A 20,110-nucleotide genomic window follows, 5' to 3' on the forward strand; every position below is an offset into this window, starting at 1 on the left:
AGATGAATCTAGAAAGCCGCATTGCAAAAACACAAAAGAATCCTGAAGATTTATATAACTTTTTAACTAAGGTAGAAAACTTCAAAGAATTAATGCCCGAAGACACTAAGTTTGAATTAAAAGGAGAAGATAAATTCTTATTCGGTCTTAAAGGCATGCCAGAAATAGCACTAGGCCTAAAAGAAAAAACACCTTTTTCTAAAGTAGTATTGGGTTCTACTAGTGATAAACTAGCATTTACATTAACTTGTAATATCGATGAAATAGCAACAGGATCTGAAGCTCAACTCAACTTTGACGGAGACTTTAATGCTATGATGGCGATGATGATTAAAGGCCCAATAAAAAAGTTTTTAGAACAGCTAGCAAACGGTATTGAAAAGATTTAATACACCCATTTCAATTCTTTAAGATCGTAAATCTTTAACTCATTATCGACTCTTAAAATTAATTTACCGTCTTTATCTGTACCTTCTACCCTGCCATTAAAAACGGCATTACTAGATTCAAAACTAATTACTTGACGGTATTTAAATAAATATTTATTATAATCTTGCGCGACCTTTAAAGGGTCGCGCAAATTGTTTTTAAGAACATTTAAAAAACTTATCAGTAAGACCTCTAGTTCAAACTCTTTGCCTGTTATATTTTTTAAAGAAATAGCCTTAGGCAATCCTTCAAATTCGTCCTGATTTACGTTAAGACCGATACCTACCACACTACTTGACAAAAAATTGCCAGAATAACTATTCTCTATAAGAATACCGGCTAATTTATGATTAACTGACAGTATGTCGTTAGGCCATTTTATTTTTGACTGAATCTGTAAATCATTTTTTAACCATTCCACTATACTGACAGATACGACTTGATTAATTAAAAAAGGGGTTAAATCTGAGACACCTTCCGTTATTAACACACTAAATGTCAGGTTTTTACCGTCTTCTGTAACCCATTGAGCACCGTGTTGTCCTTTACCTCTAGTTTGCTTTAAACTATAGATAGCAGTTAGATGTGGGAGCACGCTTTCGCGAAAGCGAGATTTCAACTCATCATTAGTAGATGTAGTGGCATGTAATTTGACTATGTTCAAAACGAAAATTTATTCGCGAGTTTATGGGATATTTAGCAAATCCAGCTCAAAAAAAGAATAAATTTGTGAATACAAAAAATATTTGATGACTAAACAAGAAGTTTCTACAGATGCCCTTATCGCACAAATCGTTGCAGGAATAGAGGATGTAAAAGGAAATAACATAACAATACTTGATTTAAGAGAACTAGAAAACACTGTTACTAGTTATTTTATAATATGCAATGGTAACTCTAACACTCAAGTAAATGCAATAGTAAACTCAGTTCAAAGAAGAGTACGTAAAGAACTACATGAAAATGCATGGCATGTAGAGGGTACTGACCAAGGAGAATGGGTTTTAATGGATTATGTAAACGTAGTAGTTCACGTATTTCAAAAACAAATCAGAGAATATTACGACCTTGAAGAACTTTGGGGCGATGCAAAATCTACAGTTATAGAAAGCACTTATTAATTAAGATCACACCACGTAATGTCAGAAAATCAAAAGAAAGATTCAGATAAAAAACGTCCTAATTTAATGCCTGGACAAGGAAAACCTAAATACAGTATATGGTGGGTAGTAGTACCTATCGCGCTACTTTTTGTAGGGTACAGTGTATTTAATAGCACGTTTAATCAAACTAAGAAATTAAATTACTTAGAGTTTTTTAAATCTATAGATGCAAAACAGGTAGACAGTATCGTTGTTGTTAGCAACAGAGGTATCGCTCAAGTATACCTTACTAAAGAGGCTTTAAAACTAGAAGAACATAAAGCTGCAAAAAAAGACCCTTCTCTAGGAGGCATTAAACTACCTAATTACACGGTAGAATTTGGTGATGCAAAGACTTTTGAAGAAAGATTAATTCTTGAAATAAATGAATCTAGCCCAGAAACTAAATTAGTTTTTGACCGTGAAGATGAAGGGATCATCGATCTATTAATTTCCTTTTTACCATTTATATTTATCATAGGAATATGGCTATTCTTAATGAGACGTATGAGTGGCGGCGGCGCTGGCGGCGGCGGCGGACAGATTTTCAATATAGGAAAATCAAAAGCTAAATTATTTGATCAGAAAACTGATATAAAAACAACATTTAAAGATGTTGCAGGATTAGAAGGTGCTAAGGAAGAAGTACAAGAGATAGTAGATTTCCTTAAAAACCCAGAAAAATACACGTCATTAGGTGGTAAAATACCTAAAGGAGCATTACTTGTAGGTTCACCAGGTACTGGTAAAACATTACTTGCTAAGGCTGTTGCTGGAGAAGCAAAGGTTCCTTTCTTTTCTTTGAGTGGATCTGACTTTGTTGAAATGTTTGTAGGTGTAGGTGCCAGTCGTGTACGTGACTTATTTAAACAAGCTAAAGAAAAATCACCTGCGATTATCTTTATAGACGAAATAGACGCTATAGGACGTGCGCGTGGAAAATCAAACATGTCTGGTTCTAATGATGAAAGAGAAAACACATTAAATCAACTCCTAACAGAAATGGACGGATTTGGTACTAACACTAACGTAATTGTACTAGCCGCTACTAACCGTGCAGATATATTAGATAAAGCACTTATGCGTGCTGGACGATTTGACAGACAGATTTATGTAGATCTTCCAGATGTAAGAGAGCGCGAACAAATATTTGAAGTGCACTTGAGACCTCTGAAAAAGGTAGAAAATGAACTAGACACGGCGTTTTTAGCAAAACAAACACCTGGTTTCTCTGGTGCTGATATTGCAAATGTGTGTAATGAAGCCGCTCTAATCGCAGCAAGAAATGGTAAAAAAGCGGTAGGAAAACAAGATTTCTTAGATGCTGTAGACCGTATAGTAGGTGGACTAGAAAAGAAAAATAAGTTAATCACACCGTCAGAAAAGAAAACTATTGCATACCACGAAGCTGGTCACGCAACGGTAAGCTGGATGACTGAACATGCTGCTCCATTAATTAAGGTTACTATTGTCCCACGTGGACAGTCACTAGGTGCTGCATGGTATTTACCTGAAGAAAGGCAAATTGTACGTCCAGAGCAAATGCTAGATGAGATGTGTGCTACTATGGGTGGTCGTGCTGCAGAGAAGGTTATCTTCAACAACATTTCTACAGGTGCTCTTAGTGATCTTGAAAAAGTAACCAAACAAGCAAGAGCTATGGTTACTATTTACGGTCTTAATGATAAAGTAGGTAACATTACTTATTACGATTCTAGTGGTCAACAAGAGTATTCTATGACTAAGCCATATAGTGAACAAACTGCTGTAGTTATAGATGAAGAAATCTCTAAAATTATAGAAGAGCAATACCAGCGCGCTATCAAGATTCTTGATGAAAATAAAGATAAATTAACTGAGCTAGCTGAAATCCTTCTAGAGAAAGAGGTAATCTTTAAAGATGATCTAGAAAAAATATTTGGAAAAAGACCATTTATTAAGGAAGAAGCCATCTCTTTAAAATCGTCTAATCGACCTGTTTTAAACAGTACTCCATCTGTGGATGAAGAAGAATAGTTTGCTAGCATAAGTAATAGTAACTATATTTACATTTCATCCCTAAATTAATGCTGTCATAGGCAATGAGTATATTTAAAAAGTTTTTCAAGAAATCCACTGAATCTAAACCTGTTGAAGGTTCTGGACCGGAACGTTCTAAATATATGCCAGAAGAAAAACCTCCTCTAGATGAGGAGTTTATTCATAATTTCCAGCATCAAGGTGGTAGATTTCTTTATGCCATAGATGAAAAAGAAATTCAGCAACATTTTGAAGATATTCTTGTAGAGCACGATTATTTTGAAAAGAATGTTTTGTGTTTTGATCACGAACTAAGCAAACGTTTTCAGGGTTTCAATCTTAATTTTTCATCTACAAAGCTAGATGGAGAATTTTTCTTAGGAACTTGTGAAAACGTTATTGCAAATAATGGAGCCATACTTTTTTCTTCTAGACAGATTAAAGAAACTAAACCAGCTGAGCTACCAGACACTTATGTAATTCTAGCCAGCACTAGTCAGATAGTCGAATCTATAGGAGAAGGATTGAGAGGTATTAAACATAATAGTAAAGCTCATATTCCTACAAATATCACGACGCTTAAAAACTTTAAAGAAAAAGTTCTTAAACAAGAAAAAGATTTAATGGACTACGGTACACCTAATAAAAGAGTATATCTTTTACTTTTAGAAGACTTGTAAATGAGAGAATTAATAACTCGTTCCATATCAGGAATCGTTTACGTTTCCTTAGTGGTATTAAGCGCTCTATTTTCTAGGGATGTATTTATCGTTTTATTTTGTGTATTTGCATTTATCTGCCTTCTAGAATTAATGCCTATGATTAGGCTTAAACAGTGGTTTATATACCCTATTCTACCTATTGCCTATTATTTCATTGTGTGGAAAAGCGTATCGATGGAATTTATTTATGTCCTACTAGGTGCTACTTTATTAGTAAACATTTACTTGATAAGAGATCTAGTACTAGTAGATAGGATTGCTTTATTTAACACAAAAAAACACATCATTGCTTTATTGTATCTTATAGGTAGTAGTTTATTTCTAGCACTCATACCAGATGTTGTAGAACAACTGGACCTAGTAACACCAAAGTATCAACCAGAATTATTAATTGGTATTTTTGCTATTATCTGGACTAACGACAGTTTTGCCTATCTGTTTGGTAAAAACTTTGGTAAGCACAAATTAATGAAGCGCATATCACCAAAAAAAACTATTGAAGGTTTTTTAGGTGGCCTAGTTATGGCAATTGCAGCAGGTGCTGGCCTTTATTACTACCTACTTTACATAGGTATCATTAACTATACTGTTTGGGACTGGATGATTATCGCATTTGTAGTAGCATTTTTTGGTACCATAGGAGACTTAATACAAAGTAAAATTAAAAGACAGGCCGAGGTGAAGGACAGCGGTAGTATAATGCCTGGACATGGTGGTATTTTTGACCGTATGGATAGTATTATATTTGCAGCCCCATTTGCTTACGCAACATTTATAATTATCAATCATGTTTCATAAAGAAGGAAGTAAAATAATCTTAATTGCATTTCTATTAACTACTGCAATAATGAGCGCTATATGGCTTGTAAGTATGCCACAATGGTTACAAATAGCCCTATCTGTATTTACTATTGGATTCTTATTTATAATTCTACAATTTTTTAGAAACCCTAAAAGAAATACAGAATTGAATGACAAAACGATAGTTTCTCCAGTAGATGGAAAAGTGGTTGTTATAGAAAAAGTTACCGATAATGAATACTTCAAAGGAGAACGATTAATGATTTCTGTGTTTATGTCGCCTATAAATGTTCATGTTACCAGATACCCTATTTCTGGTCAGGTAGCCTACAGTAAATACCACCCTGGTAAATATCTAGTAGCATGGCACCCTAAAGCAAGTGAAGAAAACGAAAGAACGACTGTAGTTATAAATCACAAAAATCAAATACAAGTAATGTATCGCCAGATAGCAGGCGCACTTGCAAAACGTATTGTAAATTATGCACAAGAAAACGAGCAAATAGTACAAGGAAGCGATAGTGGTTTTATAAAATTCGGTAGTCGTGTGGATGTTTATTTACCTATAGACACTCCAGTAACCGTAAAACTAAATGAAAAAGTAAAAGGAGGAGAAACTGTACTGGCTACATTTTAAATGACAAAAAAAGATATAGACATAGCTTTTAATAAGGCGTTTGACAAGGCATCCACTGAAGAACAATCTCTAGTGCCACCAGACTTGCAATTACATCTATACGCCTATTATAAGCGCGCGATAGACGAACCTTATGTTAACAATCGTAGCTTTGAATCTAACGACCTGAGAAGCGCATTTAAGATGAACGCACTTATACAAGTGCAATCTCTTACTAAAACCGAAGCTAAGAGAAAATACATAGAGATAATTGAAAAATTATATCCTAAACCTTGGTAAAGAATTCATCATTCTCACCACACAGAATCAATTAAAAAACCCTCAAAAGAATAATTTCTTTTGAGGGTTTTTAGTTAAAACAGGTGCAGGCAATTACTCTTTTTTTCTAAGAATATAGATAGCAAGTATTGTTAAACACAATACTGCAGCACCTAAAACAACAACTATAGTTACAAATGGATTCATATATTATTTTCTTTTATTGAGTAAATAAGTCATATACCTCATTACTATTACCACTAGTATAATAACAAAAAGTATCGCACCACCTAATATAAATAAAGCTGTAGTATCTACCGTGTCCATATAAATTACTTTAAGGCATTTATACTCGCTTCGATGGTCTCGATTTTAGCAAGAGTATCTGCTTCTTTTTTCTTTTCTATTGCAACTACTTGCTCTGGAGCACTACTTACAAAACGCTCATTACTCAGCTTCTTTTGCACACCAATTAAAAAGCCTTTAGCTCTTTTAAGCTCTCCTTCCAGTTTAACTAATTCTGCAGCTACGTCTATGTTTCCTTCTAACGGTATAAAATACTCATTAGATTTTACACGATAACTTGCAGCACCAGACAACTGTTCTGTAATCACCTCAACACTTGAAACATTACCCATTTTTTGAATTAACGGATTATAAGCTGTATCAAGGTTCTCGTTATTAATTGTTTTTAATTCAATTTCATTTTTAAAGGCAATTTGCTTCTCTTTACGTACAGTTCTAATACCAGATATCACATCTTGAACCAGTACAAAGTCAGATAACAAAGCAGTGTCAACATCACCACCTTTAGGCCATGTATTAATACATAAGGCATCTTCTACCTTACGTTCTGAAATAGTTTGCCATATCTCTTCTGTAATAAATGGAGTAAACGGATGCATCAATCTCAAATTATCTTCAAAAAGCTCGATAACCTCAGCAAGTGTTTTTACATCTATCGGTTTTTGATATTCTGGTTTAATGATCTCTAATAACCAACCACAAAAATCGTCATAGATTAATTTGTACGATGTCATTAACACATCACTAATTCTATACTTAGAGTAATGATCTTCTATTAAAGCAAGAGTTTCATTAAAACGACTTCTATACCACGCTATTGCTTGTGCACTATGCGCTGGTTGTGCAATTGAGTTATCAACTTCCCACATTTGGGTAAGTTTAAATGCATTCCACATTTTATTTACAAAACCTTTTCCTTGCTGACAAAGATCTTCATCAAACATAATGTCATTTCCTGCAGCTGCACTTAAAAGCAATCCTACACGTACACCGTCTGCTCCATATTGTTCTAGTAAACCTAGTGCATCAGGAGAATTACCTAAAGATTTTGACATCTTGCGACGTTGTTTATCTCTCACTAATCCTGTTAAATATACTTTATCAAATGGTTTCTCATCTCTTAATTCATAACCAGCAACTATCATTCTAGCCACCCAAAAGAAAAGAATATCTGGACCAGTTACTAGATCACGAGTAGGATAATAATAATTAATCTCCTCATTTTCTGGTTCAAGAACACCATTAAATACACTTATAGGCCATAACCAACTAGAGAACCAAGTATCAAGAACGTCGTTTTCCTGACGTAGATCTTCTGCTTTCAGGTTATCGTTATTAGTTCGCTTTCGCGAAAGCGTAACAGCCTCTTCTAAACTATTTGCAACAACAAAGTCCTCTTTCCCATCTCCATAATAATAAGCAGGGATACGTTGTCCCCACATTAACTGTCTAGAGATATTCCAATCGCGCACATTCTCCATCCAGTGGAAATAAGTACTCTTAAATTTAGGAGGCAATAATTCTACTATATCTTCCTTAACTGCTTTTATAGCAGGTTGAGCAAGGTCTTCCATTTTAAGGAACCACTGGTCTGATAGACGTGGTTCTATTACTGCCTTTGTACGCTCGCTGGTACCTACTTTATGAACGTGGTCTTCTTTCTTAATCAAGAAACCTTTTTCTTCTAACACAGCAGAGATTTCTTTACGCACTACAAAACGATCTTTACCTTCATAGTGAAGACCAAAACTATTTAAAGTAGCGTCTGCATTAAAGATATCTATTACTTCTAGATTATGGGTCTCTCCTATTTTCTTATCATTTTCATCATGCGCAGGAGTGATTTTTAACGCTCCTGTACCGAATTCCATATCTACATAAGAGTCTGCTATAACTGGTATCTCACGATTTACGATAGGTACAATAACAGTTTTACCTATTAAATCTGTGTAACGCTCATCTTCTGGATGCACACAAATAGCTGCGTCTCCTAAAATGGTTTCAGGACGTGTAGTTGCAATACTTACAAAATCTTCACTTCCTTTAATTTGATATTTTAAATGATACAAGTGTCCGTTACGTTCTTCGTAAATAACCTCTTCATCACTAAGAGTTGTTTTTGCTTCTGGATCCCAGTTAACCATACGGTAACCACGATAAATCAGTCCTTTATTATAAAGATCAATAAATACCTTTATGACAGATGCAGACATATCGTCATCTAGAGTAAATTTAGTACGAGACCAGTCACAACTAGCTCCTAATTTTTTAAGTTGCTCCAGGATAATACCTCCATATTCATCTGTCCAGTCCCAAGCGTGTTTTAAAAACTCTTCTCTAGACAAGTCATTTTTATCAATTCCTTGTTCTTTAAGTTTCTTAACTACCTTAGCCTCTGTCGCGATAGAAGCATGATCTGTTCCAGGAACCCAACATGCATTGTAACCTTTTAAACGAGCACGACGTATCAATACATCTTGAATAGTATTATTCAACATGTGGCCCATGTGCAAGACTCCTGTCACATTAGGTGGTGGGATTACAATGGTGTAACTTTCTCTCTCGTCTGGTACAGATTTAAAGAAATCGTTATCCATCCAGAATTTATACCACTTCTCTTCAGTAGTTTTAGAATCGTATTTAGATGCTAAGGACATGTTTGGCTTAGTTTTTGAATTTACAACGACAAAAGTACTATTAACTTAAAAATTACACGCCATTAACGGCCACTTTAAGCTCGATAGTTTACTTTTATTAACTTAAATAAATAATGATGAAAAATTTACTACTTATTTTCTTGTTTACGGGACTCGTTTCTACAAGTATGCAAGCACAAGATAGTACAACTTTAGACCCTATGACTACCGTAGAATTTGAAACTTCTACTATTGATTATGGAAAAGTTGAAAAAGGAAGTGATGGTGTCAGAACTTTTACTTTTAAAAATACTGGTGAGAACCCATTGAAGATATATAAAATATACTCTTCATGTAGTTGTGACATTTTATCAAAGCCAGAAGAACCTATTGCACAAGGCATGACAGGTGAAATAGTTGTAAAATACGACACTAAAAAGGTAGGTCCTATTGTAAAGACCATCACGGCTTATGCTAATATTGAAAAAAAATTAATCCCTTTGCGATTAAAAGGTGAAGTATTACCAGCTAAGGAAGAAGAATAATTTAATTAACGGATTAATGGAATATTTATAATCTTTACATTAAATACCGTTTCTCCTCTTTTTAATTTCATTTTCAACTTCTTATAAGGATTTTTATAAAACAGCTCACTGACATTATTTACAGTGAGCTGTTTTTTTTGTCGCCCATTAATAGAAATAATTTGATCTCCTATTTGAATGCCAGCTTTATGAGCAGGAGAGCCTTCTCGCAAATAGTCTACATATATTTTAGGGACGTATTGATAAGTCATTCTAGTCTTAGAAGTAAGCGTTATCTGACTACTAGAACCATCTACGTTTCTGTTTGTAAAATCTCTATCTAAATGTGTGAATAATTCTAACTCGCCTTTCTTAACACCTAGTCCGGTCATATTGTAATAAAAACCTTCTTCAAAACTATTATTAGGTTTCATACTGATTTTACCCTTAGGGTAATCGATCACCACGTCAAATCTTCTTAACACCTCTCCTCCTAAGCTACCATCATGAGAGGTATTTGCTTTTTCTGTACTTTGATACTTTTTAAAAGGATAGGAAACGGCCACATTTTTTAAAGTTGAATTGAATAAATGAACCGCATTCACTTTAGTCCTTAACCCAAAAATCTCTCCATTTATACCAAAACCTAAATAGTCTTCAAAACTATTCTCAATAGTCATCGCATCATCTATGTCTTCAAAAATCCATAAAGCATCGCCACTTCCTGAATCCAGAAGTAGTTTAAAATCGCCTTTTACTAACCTATTATCTAATTCTAGATTGACAAACAACCTACTATTATAAGTAGTAACATTAAACTGCTGTGCTTTTCTCAATGAAGATGGAAGATCTTCAAAGTTCTCATATATCTTTAAATAACCATTTTCATAATCTATATGTGTAACAAAATTCTCAAGAAAATTAACTCCAAGAATTCCATGTATTTCTACATCTAACTTTGGTGATATATCTATCTCGCTATCGCTTAGAACAAGAACATCTGCATGAGTATCGCTTATAAAATCGCCTATTTCTATTTTATTCCCTCTAGAATAATAAGCACTCAACGCCTCATTACTACCATAACCATTTACTGAGATATACTTACCTTCCTTAATACTAAGAGAGTCTATACCTTTTAAATTAAAAATAATAGTTCTTGCTGCACCAGTGTCTAGAATAAAGTTAAACTCTACATCATTAACTGTTACTGGCAGTACGATTAAATTAGAATATTGATCAAAAGCAATCTTATCCTTTTTTATATTCTTATTAAATGCAAAACCTTCTTGAGCAGTTGCACTACACAAACAGAAAATCAAAGAAAATCAAAGAACCGCGTTTTTCATGAACAATAAATATAAGGTTTAGTCAAAGTCTTTTGAGCATCCTTACTCAAGTAGTACATTTGTAGTAATAAAATTAAGTTATGCCAAAGATTTCTGAAAAAGGGCTTAAAATGCCTTCTTCCCCTGTTAGAAAATTAGTTCCCTATGCCGAAGCTGCAAAAGCTAGAGGTGTTCACATCTATCAACTTAACATAGGTCAACCAGATATTAAAACGCCAGAACAAGCAATTAATGCTGTTAAAGATACTGATATGACTGTTCTTGCATACAGCCACAGTGCAGGAAACCAATCTTACAGAGATAAACTGGCCGTACATTACAATAAAATAGGCATGAATCTAACTGATGAAAACATAATAGTCTCTACTGGTGGTAGTGAGGCGTTAATGTTTGCCATGGGTAGTATTTGTGATAATGGAGACGAGGTTATTATACCTGAGCCATTTTATGCAAATTACAACGGTTTTGCAACAGCAAGCGGTGTTACTGTAAAACCTATCTCAACAACCATTGAAAACAACTTTGCTTTACCTGCAATAAGCGAGTTTGAAAAACTGATTACTGATAAAACTAAGGCTATTCTTATATGTAACCCAGGAAATCCAACTGGTTATTTATACACTCAAGAAGAAATGGATCAATTAACTGCTCTAGTTAAAAAACACGATCTTTTCCTCTTATCTGACGAGGTTTATAGAGAATTTGCCTATGACGGCCGTAAACATCTCTCAGTAATGAACATTGCTGGTCTAGAAGAACATGCCATCATGATAGATTCTGTATCAAAAAGATATAGTATGTGCGGTGCACGTATAGGTTGCATGGTCTCAAAAAATAAAGAAGTAATGGCTACCGCAATGAAATTTGCACAAGCTAGATTAAGCCCTCCTACATTTGCACAAATAGCTGCAGAGGCTGCTTTAGAAACAAAACAAGAATACTTTGACGAGGTTATAGGAGAATACATAGAGCGTCGCGACGTTCTCATCGACGGTCTTAAGAAAATAGAAGGTGTAGAAGTGGCAAATCCTGGCGGCGCATTTTATTGTGTGGCACAACTTCCTGTAAAGGACACCGACGTTTTTGCACAATGGATGTTAGAAAACTTTGAACTAGATGGCGAGACCATTATGGTAGCACCTGCAGCTGGTTTTTACAGTACTCCAGGAATGGGAAAAAACCAGATAAGAATAGCTTATGTTCTAGAAAAGGAATCTCTAGAAAAAGCGGTACGTATCTTAGATCATGCGTTGAAAGCATATAAAGCATGATAGAAATTAAGCATCATTTTTCTTTAAAAAGTTACAATACTTTTGGAATATCCGCTTTCGCGAAAGCGTACTCAGCAACAACTACAACGCAACAATTAAAAGAATCTCTAGGTTACTATGTAGGTCAAGATATCTTTTTATTAGGCGGCGGAAGTAACATGCTACTTATAAACGATATTCAAAAACCAGTAATTCATGTTCTATTAAAAGGAATGGAAGTTACTAGGCGAGAAGAAAATAATGTATTTCTTAAAGTCATGGCAGGAGAAAACTGGCATGACTTTATACTTTATTGTATAGAAAATAATCTAGCAGGTGTCGAGAATTTATCACTCATTCCTGGTAACGTGGGCACATCTCCTATTCAGAATATAGGCGCTTATGGTGTAGAACTTAAAGATGTTTTCCATAGCTGTGAAGTAATTGATTTAAAATCGCTAGAAGAAAAAACACTCACTCTAGCCGACTGTAAATTCGGATACAGAGATTCTATATTTAAAAACGATGCTGCTGGTAAATATGTAATTACGTCAGTGACTTTTAAATTAACAGATCTTAATCAGACTAATGATTATGATTTTAAAATAGGCTACGGCGCGATTAAAGAAGAGTTAGACAGTTTACAAGGCGACCTTTCTATTCAAAAAATATCACAAGCTATAATTAATATAAGAAGCAGTAAGTTACCTGATCCTAAAGTATTAGGTAATAGTGGTAGTTTTTTCAAAAATCCAGTTATTAAAAGAACTGTTTATGAAGACCTTATAAGAATGCATCCTGACATGCCATCTTATCCTGTAGACGAGAATTATGTAAAAGTCCCTGCTGGCTGGCTTATAGACCAGTCTGGTTTTAAAGGAAAAAGATATGGTGATGCTGGTGTGCATGAAAAACAAGCATTAGTTTTAGTAAATTATGGAGATGCCACCGGTAAAGAAATACTTGATGTTGCTCATAAAATACAACAACATGTCATGAATCGATACGGCATTAAAATTGATACTGAAGTAAACCTAATCGATTAATAAACTATTAGAATAACTAATAATTGTATTTATAATTAAACTGTGGTTCTCATTAGAGACTTATAACCATACCTTATCTTTGCATTATGGATTTAAAACTCGTACTTATATCGTTTGTATTATTAGCTCTTGGATTTGCAGGAATAGCAATAAAAATATGGGGTAAAAAGGATGGTAAATTTGCTGGAACTTGTGCCAGTCAAAGTCCTTTTCTTAACAAAGATGGTGAAGCATGCAGCATGTGTGGTAAACTACCAGAAGAGCAAGATTGCAAAAACGAAGAGCTAACAGCTTAGGCCTTTCTTCATGGAAATAGGTGTATTCTTCTATGTGTTGACAGGCTTTGCCTTGATCAATATAATTTATTATTTCTTCTATTCAAAAGCCGGTTTTGGTAAAACACCACAACCACAGGGAGATTTAAAAAATGCTGTTTCAGTAATCGTATGTTCTAAAAACGAACAAGAAAACCTTAAAACACTAGTACCTCAACTATTAGAACAAGATCATCCTAATTTTGAATTGATTCTAATTAATGATGCTAGTTATGACGACACTAGAGATGTAATAGAAGATTTCATGTCTCAAGACGCTCGTGTAAAAATGGTAGATGTCGTGAACAATGAAAGTTTTTGGGGTAATAAAAAATATGCACTTACCCTAGGTATCAAAAAAGCCGTAAACGATCATTTAATATTTATCGATGCAGACTGTACACCTAATAGTAAGCAATGGCTTTCCCTTATGGCTGTTCATTTATCTGAAGAGAAAAAAATCGTTTTAGGATATGGCGGCTATCAAAAGGTTAAAAATTCACTTCTTAATGCATTAATAAGATTTGAAACTGGACTGACAGCTATTCAATATTTTAGTTATGCCATGAGTGGTAACCCATATATGGGCGTAGGCCGCAACCTTGCCTATACCGCTACTCAATTTTATGATGTAAGTGGCTTTATGAGTCATATGAAAATTATGGGTGGAGATGACGACCTTTTTGTAAATCAAGCAGCGACTAAAAAGAACACTATTGTCTCTTTAAATCCAGATTCTTTTACTACTAGTATAGCAAAACAGAGCTGGTCCACTTGGTGGAAACAGAAAAAACGACACATAAATACAGCGAGTCACTATAAAGGAGCTCATAAATTCTTATTAGGTTTATTTTACATATCTCAAATAGGGTTTGTTATTTCAGCTATTCTAGGATTCGTATTCGGTATTAACTGGATGATTATCTTAGGGGTTGTACTATTTAGATATTTGATATTCTGGATAGTGATGGGTAAAGGTTTATCTCGCTTTCGCGAAAGCGATATCATTATCCTACTTCCTTTTTTAGAATTATTATTAATTTTAAGTCAGCTAGCATTATTTGTTTCAAACATGGTTAATAAACCTAAACAATGGAACTAGTTAGGTATTCTTATTCAAACGACTACTTTATCACTAACTTTGTAATATGGAATCAGTAAAAACATCTGTAGCACCACCTAAGGCAAAGGGCAAACCAAAATGGTTGCGCGTTAAATTACCTGTAGGTCAAAAATATAAAGAATTAAGAAGTACCGTAGAGAAGTATGATTTACATACCATCTGTACATCTGGTAGCTGCCCTAATATGGGTGAATGCTGGACAGAAGGAACGGCAACTTTCATGATTCTAGGTAATACCTGTACACGTTCTTGTGGTTTTTGTGGTGTAAAAACTGGAAGACCGGACACTGTGGACTGGGCAGAGCCTGAGAAAGTAGCACGTAGTATTAAATTAATGGGGATTAAACACGGTGTTATCACTAGTGTAGATCGTGATGATTTAAAAGATATGGGGTCTATAATATGGAAGGAAACTGTTGCTGCCATAAGACGTATGAATCCTGAAACGACACTAGAAACTCTTATTCCAGATTTTCAAGGCAACACGCGTAATCTAGATCGCATCGTAGAGGCAAATCCAGAAGTGGTTTCTCACAACATGGAAACGGTAAGAAGATTAACTCGTGAGGTGCGTATACAGGCTAAGTATGATACAAGCCTAGAAGTATTAAGATATCTAAAACAACAAGGTATCAACAGAACTAAATCTGGGATTATGCTGGGTCTAGGAGAGCTGGAAGAAGAAGTAATCCAGACTATGAGAGATCTTAGAGATAATAATGTAGATGTGGTTACTATAGGTCAGTACTTACAGCCTTCTAAGAAACATTTACCTGTAAAAGAATTTATCACGCCAGAACAATTCAAGAAATATGAAACTATAGGTCTAGAAATGGGCTTTAGACATGTGGAAAGTGGCGCTCTAGTGAGAAGTTCTTACAAGGCACACAAACATATTTTGTAAACTCTACGTAGTTTACATAAAAACATATGGAACCTTATTAAAGATAACTTCTACTTTAATGGTATTATCTTTAATAGGTTCCACTATCTCAATTTAAAATTTCTGATAGTCATTCTGGTTTATTTTAATTTCAGGAATTTGCAGTATTCATAATTTTAACTCCAACTACTAGGAGGTTAAAAAGAAAATAATCTTATCAAATGATTAAAGTAGCCATTAATGGATTCGGTCGTATAGGACGTACTTTTTTAAGAACGGTTTACAACGACCCTCAAATTGAAGTAGTAGCTATTAATGACCTCGCATCTACAGAGGTAATGGCACACCTCTTAAAATATGATTCTATTCACGGTATACTAGATGCTCAGGTTACTTTTGACGCAAATTCTATTACCGTTAATGATCATAAAATCGCCTTTACACACCACCGCAATTTAGAAGATTTAAACTGGGACGGTATACACACGGTAATAGAATCTACTGGTAAATTTAAAACGAAAAAAGAATTACAAAAACACATTAACGCTGGCGCTGGAAAAGTAATCCTGAGCGCACCGCCTATAGAAGACGATATTAAAACAGTGGTTCTAGGTGTTAATGAGCATATATTAAATAAAGAAGATCTTATTTTCTCAAATGCCAGCTGTACGACAAATAATGCCGCTCCACTTATTAAAGTAATGAATGAGCTTTGTGGCATAGAACAAGCATACATAACCACGGTACATAGTTATACCACCGACCAGAGCTTACACGATCAACCTCATAGAGATTTACGTAGAGCAAGAGCTGCTGGGCAGTCCATAGTACCTACCACCACTGGTGCTGCAAAGGCACTAACTAGAATCTTCCCAGATTTAAATGATGTCATAGGTGGTTGTGGTATCAGAGTACCAGTACCTAACGGTAGCCTGACTGACCTTACTATTAATGTAAAACGTGACACTTCTATAGAAGAGATTAATGATGCTTTTTCCGCTTTCGCGAAAGCGAATCCTACAATATTCTCCTTTACAAATGTTCCATTAGTATCGATAGATATATCAGGAAGCCCATATTCTTGCATATACGACTCATTAATGACTAGTGTGATAGGTAAAATGGTGAAAATTATAGGATGGTACGATAATGAAAGTGGGTATTCTCACCGATTAAGAGATATGGTAGTTTACGCCAAAAGCATAAAATAAGACATAATCCCTCGTAAAAACATCGTTTAAAAGCATTTATGATAAGATTATAGTCGTTTTTTATTTGAATAGAATCAAGTCCTTTTATATTTGTCTACCTAATTAATAGATTTGTCTTCTAGAGTTTTATACTTTATTGTAATGTGTTTATGCACTATTAGTTTTCTTCAAAAAGCTAATGGTCAAGAAGATTATATATCAAAACCTAATCAACAACTTGCTGTTGATTTAATGTTAGAAAAGGCACAACTTGCTCTACAAAGAGCAAATTACATCGAAGCCGATAATTTAATCACCGGCGCTACCGACATAGCAAAAGATTCTTCCATTTATGCTCAAACTCAATTATTAAGAGTTTCTTACTTAAATAAAACAGGTCAATTAAAAAATGCTAGCGAGGTTATTAAAAGAATCGCTCCTTATTTTGATAAATCTTCTCTAGGTAATGCACAATTATTACTTTTAAAGTCAGATGTACTTATTAGATCTAACCAATTAGTCCATGCTAAGGAAGAGATTACAAATGCGCAATTAATTCTAGCACAAACTAAAAACGAAAATCTCAATGCTATTTTAAAATTAAGAATAGCACAATTAAACCTAAGGATCAATAAGGTAGATGAGGCCAGAGAATCATTTATAGAATTATTACCTCATCTTAAAAATAACAACCAGCATTACTCTACTGCACAAGTGAGTCTAGAACTAGCTCAAATAGCTGCTGGAAAAGGAGAGTTGAATTTATCCAAAGAATACACACAACAAAGTATTTCCATAGCAGAAAAATATCAATTTAACGATATCTTAAAAAATGGCTTTTACCTCTATTCAGAGTTATTAGAACAACAAGGCGATTATAAAAGTAGCATCTCTTATCTACAGAAATACACCGAGCTCACTAAGAAAGATATGAATTCTATGGTTTCTAATGAAGAGCTTCTAGAATTTAAGAAACTTAAGGAAGAGAATGAAGCCCTGGTGGTATCCAACAATGAAAAAGCGAGAGAACTAAAAGGTAAAGACACATCTTATATATTATTATGTGTTTTTATCACACTACTCTCTTTATTAACTTTATCATTATTTAAGAATAACAAATTAAGAGCAAAGAGTAATCACGTGCTAGAAGATAAAAACTCTGCTCTTATAGATGAAAGAGATAGAGCTCAAGATGCTGCAAAAATAAAGGCAGATTTTCTATCTACCATAACGCATGAGTTAAGAACACCTATGTATGCTGTTACTGGTCTTACCCATTTATTATTAGAAACAGATCCTAGAATAGATCAAAAAGAACACTTAGAAACGTTACAATCCTCAGGAGAATATTTATTATCACTTATTGATAATATACTCGATTTCAACAAGCTAGAGGCTAACAAAGTTGAATTAGAAGCCATTCCATTTGACCTAAATAAAAGGGTAAATGATATAAGCCTATCTTTAAAAGGACAAGCTACAGATCAAAGAAATAATCTTCATATTCAATATGATGATAACATACCATCTAGATTACAAGGTGACCCAGTTAAAATATCACAGATCTTAATCAACCTGATGGGTAATGCTATCAAGTTTACCAAAGATGGAGATGTATGGGTAAGGGCTCATAAAATAAACACTATTGAGGATAAATGCCTTATAAAATTTGAAGTAGAAGATAACGGTAAAGGAATTTCTGAAGAGAAACAACAAGCGATTTTTGAAAACTTTACACAAGAAGGGTCTAGTACTACTAGAGAATATGGTGGTACAGGTCTAGGCCTAGCTATTGTGAAAAACCTAGTAGAATTAATGGGCGGCTCAGTTCAACTAGACAGCAAAGTAGGAAGAGGTAGTAAATTCACATTTGAAATATGGTTTGACCTACCAGACTCTAACAGGTTCTTTAATGAAAATCATTATCCAGAAACAAGTAATATCGCTCATTCTACAACCACCACTATTACCGATCATAAAGAAGTAATTTTACCTAACATAGATTTAAATATTCCTAAAAAGAACGAATATAACGATCCTGAAGTGACAAAGTCAGAAAACACTAAGGATGAAGTGATAAGTTCTAAACCAGCGTCACCCACTGAGTTATTGAACAAACGCATATTAATAGTAGAGGACAACAAGATCAATCAAATGATCACTAGAAAGATTCTTGAAGGTAAGAATTTCACATGCGAGGTTGCTAATAACGGTGAAGAAGCGGTGATAGCGGCAAAAACCAGAAAGTACGACCTAATACTTATGGACGTTCACATGCCCATAAAAGATGGAAAAGAAGCTACTAGAGACATAAGGAGCTTTGACAGAGAGATTCCTATAATAGCACTCACAGCGGTAACTTTAAACGATTCTGAAAAAGAATTCTACGAAATAGGTTTTGATGATATTATCCCAAAACCATTTAAAATGGATGAGTTTTTTGAAAAGATTCAAAAAGCATTTTCTAATTTTGAAGTTCTATAAACTAGGTTCTTTCCCTATAAACTTAGTCTGTATAGGTAGATACATAACGTTACTTAAATCATAATTCCTTAGCCTCACGTAATCTTTCTCGGTAGTAATAACTATTTTTTTACTTCTAATAAGCTCTACTTCTTCATTTGTAAAATTATGATGATCTGTATATTTAAGATGATCTACAGTTATAAATTTCTTCAAATATTCTATGAAAGGTATAGGGTTTGCAATACCAGTCACGACCGATACTTCTAATCCTTTAAAATCACTAAGATTTTTAGAATCATTAGCACCGTAAACAAAATCATCATAGGCTATGTAAGAGAAACACAATTGCTGAGATGGCAACAATTGTAGCTTTTGTTTAATCTTAAGAGTTTCTTCAACACTAATGGAAGACGGGCATTTAGTAACTACGACAGTTTGTGCACGTTTTGCACCACTTCGAGACTCTCTTAGATTACCAGCCGGTAACAAATAATCATCTTTATATAGATTACCATAGCTAGTCAATAAGACATAATGACTCGCCTTTACATGTCTGTGCTGGTATGCATCATCTAATAAAATAAGATCTAAATCATGATTCTTTAATAGATTATTAATTCCATCTACTCGCTTTTCACAAACAGCACTCACGATCAAATTTTTAAACTTAAGTTTAATTTGTAAAGGCTCATCTCCTACTTTTTCTACCGTATCATTTAGATTTATTTCAATATAACCAGACGTCCTCCTACCATATCCACGACTTAGCACACCTAACTTTAAATCTTTATTTTTCTTTATAAAATACTCGATCATAGGTGTTTTACCAGTACCACCAGTACTTAAATTACCCACGGCTATTATAGGTATATAAAATTCATGTTGTTCTATTATACCTTTATTAAAGGCATAATTGCGCAATGAAGTAATTCCATCATAAACTATGGAAAATGGATATAATAAAAGTCTCAAATTTTGCATGAGCTCAAAAGTAGGTTAATTTTACAACAGACAT

Annotated in this window: 19 protein-coding genes; 15 read left to right on the forward strand and 4 right to left on the reverse strand. The window is 34.1% G+C overall.

The annotated features are described in order from the left end of the window. The first annotated feature begins 2 nt into the window (after positions 1-2). Positions 3-389, forward strand: coding sequence for an SRPBCC family protein (locus ACJJVN_RS02495; RefSeq protein WP_405377029.1), 387 nt, complete (start codon positions 3-5; stop codon positions 387-389). On the opposite strand, the gene ACJJVN_RS02500 is transcribed toward ACJJVN_RS02495, so the two are convergent. Next, positions 386-1,093, reverse strand: coding sequence for a biotin--[acetyl-CoA-carboxylase] ligase (locus ACJJVN_RS02500; protein WP_405377030.1), 708 nt, complete (start codon positions 1,091-1,093; stop codon positions 386-388). The genes ACJJVN_RS02495 and ACJJVN_RS02500 overlap by 4 nt on opposite strands. A gap of 85 nt (positions 1,094-1,178) precedes the next feature. Between ACJJVN_RS02500 and rsfS the strand changes: the two genes are divergently transcribed. From rsfS to ACJJVN_RS02530, 6 genes are all read left to right on the forward strand, one after another. Beyond that, a complete protein-coding gene (gene rsfS, locus ACJJVN_RS02505; protein ID WP_104515686.1) occupies positions 1,179-1,550 on the forward strand; it encodes a ribosome silencing factor in 372 nt (123 codons plus the stop codon). 18 nt (positions 1,551-1,568) lie between these two features. Then, a complete protein-coding gene (ftsH, locus tag ACJJVN_RS02510) occupies positions 1,569-3,587 on the forward strand; it encodes an ATP-dependent zinc metalloprotease FtsH (protein WP_104515687.1) in 2,019 nt (672 codons plus the stop codon). A gap of 65 nt (positions 3,588-3,652) precedes the next feature. Further along, entirely contained in the window at positions 3,653-4,270 is a 618-nt protein-coding gene (locus ACJJVN_RS02515; protein WP_104515688.1) for a lactate utilization protein B/C, read from the forward strand. Further along, positions 4,271-5,110, forward strand: coding sequence for a phosphatidate cytidylyltransferase (locus tag ACJJVN_RS02520; RefSeq protein ID WP_104515689.1), 840 nt, complete (start codon positions 4,271-4,273; stop codon positions 5,108-5,110). Then, positions 5,100-5,750 (forward strand): phosphatidylserine decarboxylase family protein, encoded by a 651-nt coding sequence (locus ACJJVN_RS02525; RefSeq protein ID WP_104515690.1) that lies wholly within the window; start codon positions 5,100-5,102, stop codon positions 5,748-5,750. Before ACJJVN_RS02520 ends, ACJJVN_RS02525 begins: the two co-directional genes overlap by 11 nt. Then, positions 5,751-6,029, forward strand: a complete 279-nt coding sequence (locus ACJJVN_RS02530; RefSeq protein WP_405377031.1) for an acyl-CoA-binding protein — start codon at positions 5,751-5,753, stop codon at positions 6,027-6,029. Between the two features lie 311 nt (positions 6,030-6,340). Here ACJJVN_RS02530 and ACJJVN_RS02535 read toward each other — a convergent pair whose 3' ends face one another. Beyond that, on the reverse strand, positions 6,341-8,971 hold the full coding sequence (locus ACJJVN_RS02535; RefSeq protein WP_405377032.1) for a valine--tRNA ligase: 2,631 nt from the start codon (positions 8,969-8,971) through the stop codon (positions 6,341-6,343). Positions 8,972-9,087: 116 nt separating this feature from the next. On the opposite strand from ACJJVN_RS02535, the gene ACJJVN_RS02540 reads away from it, so the two are divergent. Then, positions 9,088-9,495: a DUF1573 domain-containing protein gene (locus ACJJVN_RS02540; RefSeq protein ID WP_317044694.1), complete on the forward strand. Its 408-nt coding sequence runs from the start codon at positions 9,088-9,090 to the stop codon at positions 9,493-9,495. 5 nt (positions 9,496-9,500) lie between these two features. Here the strand turns inward: ACJJVN_RS02540 and ACJJVN_RS02545 are convergent, their stop codons facing one another. Next, complete coding sequence (locus tag ACJJVN_RS02545) at positions 9,501-10,784, reverse strand: aspartyl protease family protein (RefSeq protein WP_405377033.1); 1,284 nt, start codon at positions 10,782-10,784, stop codon at positions 9,501-9,503. A 119-nt stretch (positions 10,785-10,903) separates the two neighbouring features. On the opposite strand from ACJJVN_RS02545, the gene ACJJVN_RS02550 reads away from it, so the two are divergent. The 7 genes from ACJJVN_RS02550 to ACJJVN_RS02580 all read left to right on the forward strand — a co-directional run bounded on the left by ACJJVN_RS02550 (position 10,904) and on the right by ACJJVN_RS02580 (position 19,113). Beyond that, positions 10,904-12,094 carry a pyridoxal phosphate-dependent aminotransferase gene (locus tag ACJJVN_RS02550; RefSeq protein ID WP_405377034.1) on the forward strand — a complete coding sequence of 397 codons (1,191 nt, stop codon included), beginning with the start codon at positions 10,904-10,906 and terminating at the stop codon, positions 12,092-12,094. Further along, positions 12,091-13,119, forward strand: coding sequence for a UDP-N-acetylmuramate dehydrogenase (gene murB, locus ACJJVN_RS02555; RefSeq protein ID WP_405370853.1), 1,029 nt, complete (start codon positions 12,091-12,093; stop codon positions 13,117-13,119). The genes ACJJVN_RS02550 and murB overlap by 4 nt, the downstream gene beginning before the upstream one ends. An 86-nt stretch (positions 13,120-13,205) precedes the next feature. Next, a complete protein-coding gene (locus tag ACJJVN_RS02560) occupies positions 13,206-13,415 on the forward strand; it encodes a membrane or secreted protein (RefSeq protein ID WP_104515697.1) in 210 nt (69 codons plus the stop codon). Between the two features lie 10 nt (positions 13,416-13,425). Then, on the forward strand, positions 13,426-14,535 hold the full coding sequence (locus tag ACJJVN_RS02565; protein WP_405377035.1) for a glycosyltransferase: 1,110 nt from the start codon (positions 13,426-13,428) through the stop codon (positions 14,533-14,535). 46 nt (positions 14,536-14,581) lie between these two features. Further along, positions 14,582-15,460 (forward strand): lipoyl synthase, encoded by an 879-nt coding sequence (lipA, locus tag ACJJVN_RS02570; protein WP_104515699.1) that lies wholly within the window; start codon positions 14,582-14,584, stop codon positions 15,458-15,460. Positions 15,461-15,660: 200 nt separating this feature from the next. Beyond that, on the forward strand, positions 15,661-16,650 hold the full coding sequence (gene gap / locus ACJJVN_RS02575; RefSeq protein ID WP_405377036.1) for a type I glyceraldehyde-3-phosphate dehydrogenase: 990 nt from the start codon (positions 15,661-15,663) through the stop codon (positions 16,648-16,650). Between the two features lie 141 nt (positions 16,651-16,791). Then, complete coding sequence (locus ACJJVN_RS02580; protein WP_405377037.1) at positions 16,792-19,113, forward strand: ATP-binding protein; 2,322 nt, start codon at positions 16,792-16,794, stop codon at positions 19,111-19,113. Here ACJJVN_RS02580 and lpxK read toward each other — a convergent pair. After that, on the reverse strand, positions 19,108-20,076 hold the full coding sequence (lpxK, locus tag ACJJVN_RS02585) for a tetraacyldisaccharide 4'-kinase (RefSeq protein ID WP_405377038.1): 969 nt from the start codon (positions 20,074-20,076) through the stop codon (positions 19,108-19,110). The two genes, ACJJVN_RS02580 and lpxK, sit on opposite strands and share 6 nt — an antisense overlap. Positions 20,077-20,110 lie beyond the last annotated feature (34 nt).

Origin of the sequence: Nonlabens sp. Asnod3-A02 (assembly GCF_045063755.1) — a bacterium.
Taxonomy (GTDB): Bacteria; Bacteroidota; Bacteroidia; order Flavobacteriales; family Flavobacteriaceae; genus Nonlabens; species Nonlabens xylanidelens.

What these genes read in the sequence shown, in the direction of transcription:
- ACJJVN_RS02495 (WP_405377029.1), top strand. Translation starts at nt 3, where the DNA reads ATGAATCTAGAAAGCCGCATTGCAAAAACACAAAAGAATCCTGAAGAT.
- rsfS (WP_104515686.1), top strand. Translation starts at nt 1,179, where the DNA reads ATGACTAAACAAGAAGTTTCTACAGATGCCCTTATCGCACAAATCGTT.
- ftsH (WP_104515687.1), top strand. Translation starts at nt 1,569, where the DNA reads ATGTCAGAAAATCAAAAGAAAGATTCAGATAAAAAACGTCCTAATTTA.
- ACJJVN_RS02515 (WP_104515688.1), top strand. Translation starts at nt 3,653, where the DNA reads ATGAGTATATTTAAAAAGTTTTTCAAGAAATCCACTGAATCTAAACCT.
- ACJJVN_RS02520 (WP_104515689.1), top strand. Translation starts at nt 4,271, where the DNA reads ATGAGAGAATTAATAACTCGTTCCATATCAGGAATCGTTTACGTTTCC.
- ACJJVN_RS02525 (WP_104515690.1), top strand. Translation starts at nt 5,100, where the DNA reads ATGTTTCATAAAGAAGGAAGTAAAATAATCTTAATTGCATTTCTATTA.
- ACJJVN_RS02530 (WP_405377031.1), top strand. Translation starts at nt 5,751, where the DNA reads ATGACAAAAAAAGATATAGACATAGCTTTTAATAAGGCGTTTGACAAG.
- ACJJVN_RS02535 (WP_405377032.1), bottom strand. Translation starts at nt 8,971, where the DNA reads ATGTCCTTAGCATCTAAATACGATTCTAAAACTACTGAAGAGAAGTGG.
- ACJJVN_RS02540 (WP_317044694.1), top strand. Translation starts at nt 9,088, where the DNA reads ATGAAAAATTTACTACTTATTTTCTTGTTTACGGGACTCGTTTCTACA.
- ACJJVN_RS02550 (WP_405377034.1), top strand. Translation starts at nt 10,904, where the DNA reads ATGCCAAAGATTTCTGAAAAAGGGCTTAAAATGCCTTCTTCCCCTGTT.
- murB (WP_405370853.1), top strand. Translation starts at nt 12,091, where the DNA reads ATGATAGAAATTAAGCATCATTTTTCTTTAAAAAGTTACAATACTTTT.
- ACJJVN_RS02560 (WP_104515697.1), top strand. Translation starts at nt 13,206, where the DNA reads ATGGATTTAAAACTCGTACTTATATCGTTTGTATTATTAGCTCTTGGA.
- ACJJVN_RS02565 (WP_405377035.1), top strand. Translation starts at nt 13,426, where the DNA reads ATGGAAATAGGTGTATTCTTCTATGTGTTGACAGGCTTTGCCTTGATC.
- lipA (WP_104515699.1), top strand. Translation starts at nt 14,582, where the DNA reads ATGGAATCAGTAAAAACATCTGTAGCACCACCTAAGGCAAAGGGCAAA.
- gap (WP_405377036.1), top strand. Translation starts at nt 15,661, where the DNA reads ATGATTAAAGTAGCCATTAATGGATTCGGTCGTATAGGACGTACTTTT.
- ACJJVN_RS02580 (WP_405377037.1), top strand. Translation starts at nt 16,792, where the DNA reads ATGTGTTTATGCACTATTAGTTTTCTTCAAAAAGCTAATGGTCAAGAA.
- lpxK (WP_405377038.1), bottom strand. Translation starts at nt 20,076, where the DNA reads ATGCAAAATTTGAGACTTTTATTATATCCATTTTCCATAGTTTATGAT.